Source organism: Pseudoduganella sp. RAF53_2, from assembly GCF_052113985.1.
Taxonomy (GTDB): Bacteria; Pseudomonadota; Gammaproteobacteria; order Burkholderiales; family Burkholderiaceae_D; genus Rugamonas.
This window is the reverse complement of record NZ_JBFRDW010000081.1, coordinates 1-13,432: the sequence shown is the minus strand read 5'-3', so window position 1 is coordinate 13,432 and position 13,432 is coordinate 1. Positions and strand designations below refer to the sequence as shown.

At 62.4% G+C, this 13,432-nt stretch carries 11 protein-coding genes; 5 read left to right on the top strand and 6 right to left on the bottom strand.

The annotated features are described in order from the left end of the window. The first annotated feature begins 307 nt into the window (after nt 1-307). The gene (locus AB4Z11_RS07425; RefSeq protein WP_442023958.1) at nt 308-1,174 is read left to right on the top strand and encodes a hypothetical protein; all 867 of its coding nucleotides are present in this window, start codon (nt 308-310) and stop codon (nt 1,172-1,174) included. A gap of 153 nt (nt 1,175-1,327) precedes the next feature. Here the strand turns inward: AB4Z11_RS07425 and AB4Z11_RS07420 are convergent, their stop codons facing one another. The 6 genes from AB4Z11_RS07420 to AB4Z11_RS07395 form a co-directional block, all read right to left on the bottom strand. Beyond that, nucleotides 1,328-2,413 (bottom strand): transporter, encoded by a 1,086-nt coding sequence (locus AB4Z11_RS07420; RefSeq protein ID WP_442023956.1) that lies wholly within the window; start codon nt 2,411-2,413, stop codon nt 1,328-1,330. A 95-nt stretch (nt 2,414-2,508) separates the two neighbouring features. Next, nucleotides 2,509-4,131 carry a bifunctional 3-(3-hydroxy-phenyl)propionate/3-hydroxycinnamic acid hydroxylase gene (locus tag AB4Z11_RS07415; protein ID WP_442023954.1) on the bottom strand — a complete coding sequence of 541 codons (1,623 nt, stop codon included), beginning with the start codon at nt 4,129-4,131 and terminating at the stop codon, nt 2,509-2,511. Continuing rightward, nucleotides 4,128-6,071 (bottom strand): acyl-CoA synthetase, encoded by a 1,944-nt coding sequence (locus AB4Z11_RS07410; RefSeq protein ID WP_442023952.1) that lies wholly within the window; start codon nt 6,069-6,071, stop codon nt 4,128-4,130. Before AB4Z11_RS07410 ends, AB4Z11_RS07415 begins: the two co-directional genes overlap by 4 nt. A gap of 25 nt (nt 6,072-6,096) precedes the next feature. Continuing rightward, a complete protein-coding gene (locus AB4Z11_RS07405) occupies nt 6,097-7,128 on the bottom strand; it encodes an alcohol dehydrogenase catalytic domain-containing protein (RefSeq protein WP_442023950.1) in 1,032 nt (343 codons plus the stop codon). Then, nucleotides 7,125-8,081, bottom strand: a complete 957-nt coding sequence (locus AB4Z11_RS07400) for a fumarylacetoacetate hydrolase family protein (protein ID WP_442023948.1) — start codon at nt 8,079-8,081, stop codon at nt 7,125-7,127. The genes AB4Z11_RS07405 and AB4Z11_RS07400 overlap by 4 nt, the downstream gene beginning before the upstream one ends. A 36-nt stretch (nt 8,082-8,117) precedes the next feature. Beyond that, nucleotides 8,118-9,260, bottom strand: a complete 1,143-nt coding sequence (locus AB4Z11_RS07395) for a VOC family protein (protein ID WP_442023946.1) — start codon at nt 9,258-9,260, stop codon at nt 8,118-8,120. A 129-nt stretch (nt 9,261-9,389) separates the two neighbouring features. Here AB4Z11_RS07395 and AB4Z11_RS07390 point away from each other — a divergent pair, with 129 nt between their 5' ends. The 4 genes from AB4Z11_RS07390 to AB4Z11_RS07375 form a co-directional block, all read left to right on the top strand. Continuing rightward, entirely contained in the window at nt 9,390-10,070 is a 681-nt protein-coding gene (locus AB4Z11_RS07390; RefSeq protein WP_442023944.1) for a TetR/AcrR family transcriptional regulator, read from the top strand. A gap of 58 nt (nt 10,071-10,128) precedes the next feature. Then, nucleotides 10,129-10,836, top strand: a complete 708-nt coding sequence (locus AB4Z11_RS07385) for a TetR/AcrR family transcriptional regulator (protein ID WP_442023942.1) — start codon at nt 10,129-10,131, stop codon at nt 10,834-10,836. Nucleotides 10,837-11,013: 177 nt separating this feature from the next. After that, on the top strand, nt 11,014-12,102 hold the full coding sequence (locus AB4Z11_RS07380) for an efflux RND transporter periplasmic adaptor subunit (RefSeq protein WP_442023940.1): 1,089 nt from the start codon (nt 11,014-11,016) through the stop codon (nt 12,100-12,102). Beyond that, nucleotides 12,099-13,432, top strand: a 1,334-nt coding sequence (locus AB4Z11_RS07375; protein ID WP_442023939.1) for an efflux RND transporter permease subunit, incomplete at its 3' end; no start/stop codon positions are given. The genes AB4Z11_RS07380 and AB4Z11_RS07375, both read left to right, overlap by 4 nt.

Genomic DNA, 13,432 nt, shown 5'->3' with positions numbered 1-13,432 from the left:
CAGTATGACGGCAAGTGCGATGGGCTGAAGGACATCGCGTCCAAAGTAAAGCATAACAAGCACGCAGGTCGCGCCGGCAATGGCATTTGCATTTAGACGCGGAGTATGAATAGGTCTGGACATAACACGGCAGTGGAACAAGCTGAGTCTGCGGATACTAAATCATAATGACGCAAATGTCATTGTGTATTGCGTCAGCTCTCGTTCTGTATTTGCAAGTTATTTGTATTGACATAGATGTCAGGATGATGATACAATCATTATGAAATCGTGCCAAGACGGTACGGTTGCAGTGAAGAATACTATTATGAACACAAAGCGAAATGTATGGCTGATGCCGGTGATGGCGGTCATCTTGTTTGGCATCGGCTTGGCAGGGATGGTGTATGTCGATCTTGGCACAATCAGCAAGTTGCACACCTCGCTGGGCACCAACTACACGGTACTCAGCAAGCTAACCGCGCTCGCGCAAGAAGTGGACAATTTGAGTGACGGCTTGCTGGACGCGCAGGGTGGTGAAGACAACGGACTGGAAGCATTGGCCGAAAAGGCGAAGCGCATTAGCGAGCAGTTGCAATCGTTAAGTGCAGAGCCTGGCCAGGACGCACTGGCGAATCGCCTGAAGGAGGAATTCGATCTCTGGTACAGGCCAGCCATGCAGGCGCGTATGACACGCGCACTCAGGCCAAATGATCCAAGCTCGGCAATCATCCTTTTCGAAGAACATTACCGCGTTCTAGAGAATGACCTGGAGCAGGCGCGGCTGGACGCGCTGAACGAATTTGCCAGCGGTGCCACCAGTAGCGCCGGTGGATCCCGGCGGACTACCCTGCTGGTCGTGGTTGCCGCTGTGTTGCTGGTCTTGGTGTTCGGAGTGACCGTGTGGATGGCCGTGAGTTCGCAGCGCGATCAGTCTGGCGAAGGCTCCGTCGCAGCAGCACCCCAAGATGGGCAGGCGCAAAACCAGCGCCGTGTGCTGGCTGAGCTGAACACGCTTCACCATAGCCTGGACGAGGTTGTTGCCCAAGTCAAGCTGGCGGTCTCCACCAAGCGTCAAGCCGCGGCGCAAGAATCGAACCGTTCCCCGCACGTACGCTTGGTCAGTAGTGGCCAGTCAGACTCATGGATGGTGGCGCAGACGAATAATTCGGAGCTGACCAGGCGGCCGCTATGATTGGCTCCTAAGATAGGACCACCCCCAACATTGCGACGGACAAGTCAATGAAGTTTCGGCTCGGACAGCAGGCGGCTATCGCAGCGCGCCTGGCCCGGCCACCCATATCGCCGACACGGCGACGTTCCGAAGCAACGCAGGCGGATAAGCCGCTTACAGCAGTTTGATCAGGCGCAGCTGATAAAAACTGCCATGCTTGGCGTTGCGCGACGCGGTGGTGTCGATGTATTGAAGTGTCAAGATGGCATCGACGACGGGCACCTTGGTCGTGAAGAAGGCGCCAGCATTCGTGGAGCGGAATCGGCTGGCTCCAAAGGGATTGTTCTCGTCGTCTTGGTACTGCTGCACACGTAGCGCATGGACGCCCACCACGCCAATCGGCGTCATATAGCCGGCCGCGAGCTCAACGCCAAACCAGTTGCCGCTGCGGAGCTGGTTGTCGCGGTTTCTTGTATTGAGGCCGAGTGAGACCTTGGCGCCGAGCGCGATACTCGAGGTCGGCAAATAGGCGACCTGCATGGCGGGACGCAAGGTGCGGAAGTTGCCGGTTCCTGCGTCCGGTTGCGGATCATCGTGGTATTTGCCGGTCGGCAGAATGAGCGAGGCGCCACCCAGGACGCGCCATTTCTCGCCGACGTACTGCCAGCCGGCCATCATCTCGGCGTCGCCCAAGCCGTGGATGATGCCGGTGGACGCTGCTCCCTGTGCCGCCAACGCATTCTGGTACTGCGTCTGAAATTGGCCCCCCACGCCAGCCTGGACTTCGGCGGGCATTGGACCGGGCCAGGACAGCGCTGGCGTGGCGCCGCTCACGCCGATGTGCTGGTCCTTGCGAATGTAGGGGAGATCGAGCACAAAGAGGAAACGCCCTCCGCTGTACTGCTCCGTGGTGATGTAGCCAAGGGCGACATCGGTACGCGTCATGGAACCATTGCCATACACCGTCGTCTTGCCCGGACCGTAGGACGGTTGCAGTGCGCTGGGCAGGCCGGGTACGGATAGCGTGCCGCCCGGTACCGGCAAGGTCAGGTCTTTGCCGTCGTCACCCGTCACGTGGCGCACCGGCACCCGTGTTACCGCCGTGCCGATGGCCCATCCTGTCTGGTCTGGCGGAGAGAAAATTTCGCCTGCCAGGCTTCCCGCCAGGTTGTAACGCGGCTCAAAGCCCTCGGCGGCGTGTGCGCTGGCGAAGCTGGCTGCCAGCATGGCGCCGCCGGCGACTTTTTTCATCATGGTCATGCAAGTCTCCTTATGTGATTGAACTTGTGTTGCAGGACTGCGGAAGAAAAAAAACTGCCGCCCCGCGACGGCAGGCAAAGGAATCTCCGGTGGTTCTAAGTRGGCACCGGAGACGAGACACTCGAGATCATTGGACTGGTGCATCCCATCAGTGCGAGCGATTCGCGCACGATGGCTTCAACTTCCCCCAGCGGGCCGTCATGCAGCACCGTGCGGTCAGGACGGACCACAGCCACCCAGCCAACGGGCGCCGCACCGGGAACCAGCGCATCGGTCATGTCTTCCCAGGCGTCGGCCCGCAGCCCGGTTTGGCCCCGGTGGAGCAGCGTGATGCTCCTGCCGCCCGCGCCATGCCAGGCTACCCGCAAAGGCAGGCTCAGTTCCGCAGCGGGATCGCAACCAAAGCCAATCAAGGTCAGCGCATCGCCCAGGCAATCGTCACTGAGGGAGCACGGTGCTCCCGGTGCCAGCCTTACCAGACCCTGAGGCAGCTGGCCACCGCGTACCAGCCGCGCGCGGCTGCTGCCGCGCTGGAACAAGCCGCAGGGGAAGCGATTGGCTGGCTTGATCTTTAAGTCTTCGAATACGGGGCGCGTTACCGGTATGCGATGCATCAGGCGCATGAAGCCATGCACCACGAGCGCAGTGATGCGGTTACGCGGCATGACGAGAGCTCCCATCATGCGCGCCATGTTGATAATCGAGCGGGCGTGCGGCCTGCGTTCGATGTCATAGGTCGCCAGAATGGACTGGGGCGCGCGCTCTTGTACCACCCAGGCCAGCTTCCAGCACAGGTTGGCGACGTCGCGCAGGCCAGCTACCAGGCCCTGCCCGACGAAGGGCGGCGTAATGTGCGCCGCATCGCCGGCCAGGAACACGCGCCCCTTGGAAAAGCAGTCCACCATGCGTGCATGGAAGCGGTACACGGCAGTGCGTTCGATGGTGCACTCGCTGGTATCGCACCAAGGGGAAAGCAGGGCGCGGATGGTATCAGGATGTTCCATCTGTTCGCGGGTTTCACCTGGGTGCAGCATGAATTCCCAGCGCTGGCGATTGCCCGGTGCCGGCATATGCGGTGAAGGACGGCGCGGATCGCAGGTGAATTCGATGTGGCTGATGGGTTTGGGTGCGTTGATGGTGTCCACCACCAGCCAGTCCTGGGTGAACGTCTTGCCTTCGAAGCCCAGGCCCGCATGCTTGCGCACAAACGAGTTGGCGCCGTCCACGCCCAGCAGAAACTTGGCGTGCACCGTTGCCAGCTGTCCATCTGGCTGGCGCAGGGTGGCACGGACGCCATTGGCGTCCTGGGAGAAGTCCACCAGTTCGGTGCCGAGCGATGTCTGGACACAGGCGTACTGCGCGAGACGCGCCCGCAGTACCCGCTCCAATTCCGGCTGGTAGAACGTGACGAGTCGCGGGTGGCCATCGGTGTGGCCGGCGGTATTGGCGCGCGCATAGTAGCCGAACACCGGTGAATGCATTTGCACTTCCGAAATGGCGCAGGTCGCGAACGCACCTTCCTCCAGGCCGGCCATTTGCAGGATGCGTAAGGCCTCGTTGTCGAGCACGATGGCGCGTGGCGCCAGGAAGATGTCTTGCGCTTTGTCGATGACCAGGGTGCGTAGTCCGTAGCGGCCCAACAGGTTGGCAGCGGTTGCGCCGACCGGTCCCATGCCGGCCACCAGGACGTCGACCGAAGCAGGAATGGCTGGATTCATGGTCGTTCTCCCAGTGTGGGCTGCACCTCGATGACGTAAGGGAAGCGTGCCAGGAGGGCACCTGCGCGAGCGATGTCGTCCTGCGCGCAGCGCAACAGCACAACCGCACCGCGGTCGGGCGTCGCGGTCACGTCCAACTCGCCCGCGATGCCATGCTCAGTGAGCACCTCGTTGAACACGAGCCTGGCGGCCTGCAGGCGCAGCTCGGACTTGGCAACCTTGCCGATGGCGGTCAGCGTCATGTGCGGCAGGATAATGACGCGTGCCGGCGCGGCGGCGCGCTCCGGCTCCAGCTCGCGCGCATCCGCAAGCAGTTGGTGGGCATCGGCCGCCGCACCCGGTTTCAGCGTGACAAAAACCACTGGCAGTTCGCCTGCGTGGAGATCGGGTTGTCCCACTGCGGCCGCCATGGCAATGGCGGGGTGACGTAGCAGGGCATCTTCGATCATGGCTGGATCGATGTTGTGGCCACCGCGGATAATCAAGTCCTTGGCACGGCCGGTCAGGTGCAGGAAGCCGTCCGCGTCGAGGTAGCCAAGGTCGCCCGTGCTGAGCCAACCGGGCGCCAGCCAGATGCCCTGGTTATCGCGCTCCTGCAGGTAGCCGGGGAAGACATTGGGGCCCTGCAGGCCTATGACGCCTACTTCGCCAATGATGCACGGCTCGATGGCGCGACCGGCGCTGTCCAGCTTCCAGGGCTGCAGCGACTGGAAGGGAAGCCGCAAGCCAACGCTGCCCGGACGGCGCGGGATGCCGGCTGGATGGACCGTCGAGATGCAGGCTGCTTCGGTCAGGCCATAGCCTTCGCACAGCGGAATGCCGGCGACTTCCTCGAAGCGCCGCGCCACTGCGGGTGGCAAAGGCGCGGCACCGCAGAACGCGACACGCAGCGAAGCGATATTGGCGCCATCCAGTGGGAGATTCGCGAGCGCGGCAAAGATGGTGGGGACGGCGCTGAAGCTGGTCGCGCCGAAGCGTTCCACCAGCTGCCAGAAATTGGGCAGGACGCCGGCGCCGCGGTAGCCCTGCGGCGTGAGCAATACGACTTCCCAGCCGGCGCTAAATGCCGCCAGGCCGGTGACGATGGCGCCGTTGACATGGAAGAGCGGCAGGCCGCACAGCACGACATGATGCTCCGGCTGGAGCAAGGGCAGCATGGCGGCGACAAAGCATTCGTTCTGATGGGTGTGCAGGGCGACCTTGGGCAAGCCCGTGGTGCCGCCCGTGTGAAAATAGGCGCAGACGTCCTCGGGTTGAATCGCGCGGCCGGAGGCCAGATGATCGGCCGGCTCCTGCGCCAGCGCCGCGCCGAAGGGCATGAACAGGAGGCCGAGGCGCTTTGGCAATGGCGCCGCGACGCGCATGGCCTGCAATGCATGGCGCTGTGCTGCGTCAACATATGGGTCCATGTCCACCATGAAGACGGTACGAATGGTGGGGCAGCGGTCGATGACTGCCATTGCCTTTTGCCAGACATCGTTGTCGGGCAATGGCGCCAGCGTCACCAGTGCTTCAGCCCGGGTCTCATTGATGATGGCGGCAATGTGCTCGACTTCGAGCATCGGATTGATTGGACTGGCAATGCCGGCCGCCTGGGCGCCCCACAGGGCTGCGTGGGTTTCGGGCAAATTCGGCAGCAGTAGGGCCACCGCCTTGCCCGGCGTGATGCCGACGCGGTGAAATGCATTAGCGGCTTGCGTCACGCGGGCGAACAGGCTCTCGTAATTTAGCGTGAACGCAGGCGCGTCCGCGTCGCCGCGCAGAAGGAAGCGCAGCGCGGTGTTGTGCGGGTGCAGCCTCGCAGCCCGGCGTAAAACGTCGTAAGTCGTGAAGGCGGAGACATGATCGCGCCACGGACTTTTTTCCAGCGCCGAGATGCCGGCCCGGCTATGTATGGCTGCCGGCGCCGGTGTGTTGAATTGGATATTATTGTTGGACATTTGTTCTCCTCCTTGTTTTAAGTGCTTAGCTGTCCCAATGGGGTAGCAAGACGGCACGTCCCTGGTAGTGCTGCTCGACATGGCGGTGCGCCTGCGCCGCTTCTTGCAGCGCGTAGGTCCCCAGCGCCACCGGCAGGGCCAACAGCGGCGCATAGTCGGCCAGGGCTGCCAAGGCCTCGCGGTCCGGCCCGAACACGGTCCACGCGTAGCGGGTGCCGTGCGGCCGGTGGGCGCCGACGCGCCGTTTGATCCACCAGGCGCGCGCCAGGCCGCCAACCAGGCCGTTCACATCCACCTGGCCAAGCAGCGGATGAACCGTCGTGGCATGGCCGAGCGCGCCGGGCGTCAGAAGGCGCAAGAGGTTGACGTCGTCTTCCCAGCTGGCAAAGTTCAGCGTGGCGGCATACTCTTTTGGCAAAGAGCGCAGCGGCACCGCGTGGCGGTCGATGACGCTGGCCGCTCCGGCTTCGACGCAAGCGTGGCGATTGCCAGCGCTGGCCACGGCAGTGACTTGCGCGCCCATGGCATGCAACAGGCGCAGGGCGATCAAGCCCAGCCCGCCGGAGGCGCCATGCACAAGTACGCGCCGGCCCTCGATGGTGCCGCGGTCAATGCCGACGCCGGCAAAGGCGCGCATGACGGTCAGGAAGTTATAGGGCAGCACGGCCAGCTGCATGGGGCTCATACCGGCTGGTTGCAGCAGCGCGTGACGGGCGTCGATGACGACATGCGTGGCGTGGGTGCCCTGGCTGGAGGGTGGCTTGACGCCATACACCTTGTCGCCCTCGCGCAACGCCGTCACATCGGGGCCCACGGCGCAGACGATGCCAGCGAAATCATTGCCCAGCGCCAGTGGCATCTGTGCCGCGCCGATGAGCGACATCATGCGGCGCCCATAGCCGGCGCGGCGTCGTATGTCGATTGGATTGACGGAGGCCGCATGTACCTGGACCACAATCTGCCCGCGCTTCGGCTGGGGCATCGCGATCTCGCGCAGCACGATATTCTCTGCACCACCAAAGCTGGTGAGGGCCGCAGCCAGACACGGCCCCTTCATGGCGCGACTACCTTGTTGCGCTGCTCTCCCAAGTCGAGCGCGCCATCGTCCGTGCGAATGGAAGCCGTAATGACATCACCCGGCTGCAGATACGCCGGATTGGACAAACCCTTCTGGATGAACAGGCGCCATTTGGTGGAATCAGAGAGCACGCGGCGCATCATCCACATGGCAAACTTGCCCGGCGCGCGGGCGGCGCATCCTGCGGGTGTGCCAGTTGCAATCAGGTCGCCTGCTTGCACATCGTGCAGCGCCGACAATTCAGTCAGTGTCTTGTGCGGCTGAAAGATCATGTCGCCACAGTAGGCGTCCTGGCGCGGCTGGCCATTGACCTGCAGGCGCATGTGCAGGTCCGGCCAACGGCGCCATTCGGCGGGGGACAGCAGCAGCAGGAAGGGCCCCGTGGGGCCGAAGGTGCGGTAGCTCTTACCCTTGTAGAACTGCACCTGCGGCAGTTGCACGTCGCGCGCCGATATGTCATTCACGATGGTCACGCCGGCCAGCCACTCGTGCAGCGCATGCGGTTCCACCGTGACGGGTCCGGTCATTGCGCGGCGCATCACCAGCCCAAGCTCCACCTCATAATCCAGAAGACGCACATGGGCCGGACGCACCACCTCGGCCTGAGACGAGGCCAGGCTGGACGGCGCTTTGGTAAACAGGGTATTGAAGGGAATCTTGTCAGGATCCATGCCCRATTCACGCACGTGGCTGGCGTAGTTAATGCCCTGGCAAATGAACTGCCGGTCGCTGGTCACCGGCGACAGCAGGGTCACCGCGTCAAGCGCGAGCGTCGCTTGGGCCGGCACGCTGGCCCACGCCTCGTCGAGGCCTGCGCCGACCAGGTCGGCGGTGCTGGCAAAGGATCGCGACAACGGCGCGATGCGGCGACCGTGCACGACACCCCATGCCGGGGTCCCGTCCAGGGCATAGTGGACGACTTGGACTGCCATGTTTACTCCTTGTTGATTGCGCGATGGAAGAGCTGCTTACAGCCACGGCCGGGCGTTGGCCATGGCGCTGCCCAGCAGTTTTAAGCGCGACAGTTTGATGCGTCCCTGCCACAGGAGCCGCAATACCTTGAGCACGGTGCCCAGGTCGCGCTTGACGCCCATGGATGGCGGCACGTCATCGCCCCAGGCCCAGATGCCGGACAATTCCAGGGGCACGTAGTGGGTTTCGTGGCCGGCGGTGAACACGTCGCCATCGGTGTAATGCTCGAATTCCATGCCGTCGGGGTCGTACCAGTAGTCAAACAGCTGGCTGCCCAGAATATGGCGGCCGATGCCCCACATATGCTTGTGGCCGTTGGCACGCAGCACGTTATGCCCCTGGCCGAGCGCATCCAGGTCGATGACCTCGTAGGCGCTGTGTTCATACTTTTCCTCGATACCGCCAGCCAGCACGAAGCTGTGGTGATCGGCCGGGGTATCGCCCAGATCCAGACGGAAAAAGGCAAGGTTGGGCGAACCGTCGGCCAGGTACTGTACGTCGGTGGGGATCAGGCCGAGGTGGCGCATGTACCAGTCCGCCATGGCGCCAAAGTCCACCGTTTGCAGGACCACGTGGCCCAGCTTGGCCACCGCAGCCGGCTCCACGGGCAGCCGGATGGTGGCGTTCACGCGTCGCGTCTCGCTGTAGCAGTTGGTTTGCGGATGCAGTGGTGCGCGCAAGGGCAGCGCCGCCAGTGGTCGCTGACCGGTGATGAGCCACAGCACGTTGCCGGCCGGGTCGATTAACTCGAAGCCGCTGCCGCCTCCTGGAATCTCCGATGCGGCAAGGCGGCGCGCGCCGTCCAGCGCTTGCACTTTTTGCAGTTGCGCTTCGCCGTCCACGGTAAATGCGGCGCCGAGATAGCGCGCCTTGTTGCCGCGTTTTGCCAGGTAGATGCAGGGGGCGCTGCCATGCCCGCGCATCAGCAGGCGCCCGTTATCGCACGTGACACGCTGCATGCCAAAGTCGGTCAGGAACGTTTCGCAGGCGTCCAGGTCCGGTTTTTCAAACATCAGGAACGCCAGCGACTGGGCCTTCAGCAGCGGTGCAGGACGCGCCAGCTTGTCGATGCCAGCAGGCAGGCGGCTTTCCGGATAAGCGGGCGGCGTGCGGAGCGCGGCCCGGGGAGCTTGAATCATAGGGTCTCCAGTATTGTCTGGCCATCAAGAAAATACGGCCAAGTCGTCATTTATAGTGACGATACCGTCATAATGACTTTGATGTCAATTATAATTTGCATACAATCTACCAAACAACGAAAGACGATCATGAACACTGAAGACATTCCAAACCATCGCACCAGAGTTGGTGCCAAGCGGCGCGAGAAGACGCGCGCCAAGCTCCTTGAGAGCGCACTTCTGGTGTTTGCCCAGAAGGGGCCGCAGGCGGTCATCGAAGATGTCATTGCCCAGGCAGGAATTGCGCGTGGGTCCTTTTATAATTATTTCCGCACGAACGATGAGTTGCTGGAGGCGGTGGCGAGCGAGATCAATGATGATCTGCTGCGTGCCATCGATCCAGTGGTGCAACAATGCAGCGATCCTGCCGAGCGTATTGCGTGCGGCGCAAGGCTGGTGCTACGCACGGCGCGGCGCTTTCCATTGTTCGGCCACTTTTTGGCCGGATTGCCATTCCCGGCAGCGAACAGCAGCCTGCTGGGCGTGCAGTATTTATCGCGCGACGTGGCGCTGGGTGTCGCCACTCGGCGCTTCGGCGACATTGATCAGCGCATGGGCATTGACTTGCTGGTGGGTGTCGTCGTCAGCGCTGCATGCAGCATGGCGCGCGAGCAGCTTGGCGGCGACTATGCGGATGCCAGTGCACGCGCCATGCTACGTGCGCTCGGGATGGAAGACCAGGAGGCAGCGCGCATCGCCGCCTTGCCGCTTCCGGCCTTCGAATTGCCTGAGCATTCGATTTTGCGCCGCACGCAGCTATTCAAAGGTTAGCCTTGGGTGCGAAGCCAATCTGATATGATCGCGGCGTTTCCTATCTCGTCATCAGACTATGCCAGCTGCCCCTAAGACTACTGACCATCGCACCCGCGTCGCTGCGGAACGGCGCGAGCGGATGCGTGCGCGCTTAATTGAAACTGCCATGATTGTTTTTGCCGAAAAAGGCGTGGGCGCTAGCATCATCCCGGATGTGGTGTCCCTGGCAGAGGTATCCCAAGGCTCGTTTTATAACTATTTCCGCACCAACGAAGATTTGCTGCTAGCGATCAGCGACGAACTAAGTGGCGAGATGGTGGGATTGATTGAAGCGGCGGTTAGCGATATTGAGGATCCGGCGCTGCGGGTCGCGACCGGCATGCGCTGCTATTTGCACCTGGCGCGCAAGCACAATCTTTTGGCGCGGTTTTTGGCCGCTGGGGGGCTGCGTGTGCTGGCGGCGCAGAACAAGGCTTTCCGGTATCTGCCGGAAGATATCGAAGAAGGGCAGAAACGGGGCGATCTGGCCAATGTCCCGCTGGAAATCGTGCTGGACTTGATTGGTGGCGCCGGTCTGGTGGCAATTGACCGCATGGCGCGCGGCCGCACCGCCAAAGATTATCCGGAAAAGATCGTCGCGGCCATTATGCGTACTATGGGCCTTTCGGTTGCCGAGGCGGAGCGGGTTACCGGTGCTTCCCTCCCCAAGCTGGCCCCCGCACCAGATTCGCTTCTAGCGCGTGCCCAGGCACGCGCCACTGCCCAGACGCCAGAACGCGCCTGAGCCTCGCTTCTTACTTTCTTTTCCACATTGCCCTCTTTTCCGCAGGCGCCAGTATGGCGCCTGCTTTGTTGCGTCCTTGTTAAATTAATTTAATCGTCAATATGACTCGTACGTCATAATGACAAAGTCGTCGATATGGGTTATAGTTCCTCCATCTGACTTAGGAGGACATCTCAAGTGAACCTGAATTATCGAAAGGCTGCCATTTCCATCGGCGTCCTTGGCCTGTTGGCCGGCTGCGCCAAAACGCCGGAAGCGCCCCATGAAGAAGTGCGTCCCGTGCGGACGATCGTCGTCGGCCAAAGCGATGGCACGGTGGGCGCATCGTATTCCGGTGAAATCCGGGCCCGCTACGAAAGCCAGCTCGGTTTCCGTACGGGCGGCAAGATCGTGGCCCGGCTGGTGGAAGTGGGCAGTCATGTCAAGCGTGGCCAAGCCTTGATGCAGCTCGATCCGGCGCAAGAGAGCCTGCAGCTGGCAGCCTCGGCTGCCGAAGTGGATGCGGCAAAGAGCCGCATGGGGCAGGCCCGCATGGATTTGCGGCGTGCTGAAACGCTGCTGGCGCACCAGTTCGCCTCCCAGGCAGAAGTCGATCATCAGCGGCTGGCACTGGACCAGGCCGAGGCGCAACTGCGCTCGGCCGAGGCGCGCGAGCAGTTCAGCGCCAATCAGCGCGGGTACACCACGCTGGTGGCCGACCGCGACGGCGTCGTCAGCGCCATCCGAGCCGAAGCTGGCCAGGTGGTTGCTCCAGGCCAAGCGGTCGTCACCGTGGCTGCGGACGGCGAACGTGAAGTATCCATCAGCATTCCCGAGTCGCGCGTGGATGAGCTGCGCCAGGCGCGCACGCTGCAGGTGGCCGTATGGGCCCATCCAGGGCAGACCTGGAGTGGGGCGCTGCGTGAGCTGGCGCCCGACACGGACAGTGTCACCCGTACGTATTCCGCCCGCATCGCGATTGCCCAGCCCGATTCATCCCTGCTACGTCTGGGCATGACTGCTTCCGTGCAGGCCCCTGACGTCGATGGCAAGAGCGCCATTCGATTGCCTTTGACCGCCATCGTCGATGGTGGCGCCAAGCGCAGCGTATGGGTGGTCAATCCCAAGACCCAGCGCGTCGCCGCGCGTGAGGTGAAGCTGGGCAGTGCCCAGAACGACAATGTGCTGGTCACCGCCGGCCTGGCGGGAGGGGAAAGGGTCGTCACCGCCGGCGTCCACATGCTGCAGCCTGATCAGCAGGTGATGCTGGCCGGAGGTGGTAAATGAAAGGCGTTAACCTGTCCGAATGGGCGTTGAAGCACCAGCAGATGATTGCGTTTCTGCTGTTGCTGCTCTCGATTGCGGGCATCCTGGCCTATGGCAGTCTGGGCCAGAAAGAAGATCCCGAGTTCACCATCAAGACCATGGTGGTGCAGGCCTACTGGCCCGGCAGCTCCGCCCAGCAGATGGCCGACCAGGTGACCGACCTGATGGAACGCAAGCTGCAAGGGGTTGCGGAGATCGACTATATGTCGACCTACGTGAAACCTGGCGAGACGCAGATCAAGATCAACCTGCGCGAAGCGGTGCCTCCGTCCAAAGTACCGGATGTGTGGTACCAGGTCCGCAAGAAGCTGAAGGACATTAACCATACCCTGCCGCAGGGCGTGCAGGGTCCCTTCTTCAACGACGAATTCGGCGATACCTACGGCAATATGTACGCCATCACCGGCGACGGGTTCACTTATGAGGACCTGCGCAAGATGGCCGACGCGGCGCGCGACGAATTTCTGCGCGTCTCGGACGTCAACAAGGTCGAGCTGATCGGCAAGCAGGAAGAAAAGATCTATGTCGAGATGTCCACTGCCAAGCTGGCATCGCTGGGACTGGATCCCGCCTTGATCGCTACCACGCTGGCGCAAACCAATGCGGTGGCCGCCGCAGGCACGGTCCAGACGGCAGCCGAACAGGTGCGCCTGACCGTGAGCGGCGAGTTCGACTCAGTTGACGGTATCCGGGCGATTGGCATCCGGGCCGGTGAACGCACCTTCCGGCTGGGCGACATTGCCGAAGTCCGCCGCGGCTTTGTAGAGCCGGCCGTGGCGCGCATGCGCTTCAATGGCCAGCCAGCGCTCGGCCTGGCAGTGAGCATGCGCAAAGGCGGCGATGTGATCCACCTCGGCGCCCAGCTGGACCAAACCGTGCAACGTATCCAGTCCCATCTGCCGGTGGGCGTGCAGCTGCACGCGGTGAGCGACCAGCCGCGCGTGGTGGAACATGCCGTGCACGAATTCAAGAAGAGCCTGGCCGAAGCGGTGCTGATTGTCCTGGCCGTCAGCTTCTTTTCGCTGGGTGTACGCACGGGCCTGGTTGTCGCGCTGTGCATCCCGCTGGTGCTGGCTATGACCTTCCTGGCGATGTACGTCTTGGGGATCGACCTGCAGCGCATTTCGCTGGGAGCCTTGATTATTGCACTGGGCTTGCTGGTGGACGATGCCATCATCGCAGTAGAGATGATGGCGCTGAAGCTGGAGCAGGGATGGGACAAGTTCCGAGCCGCGACGTATGCCTACACGGCAACCGCYTTCCCGATGCTGACCGGTACCCTGATCACTGC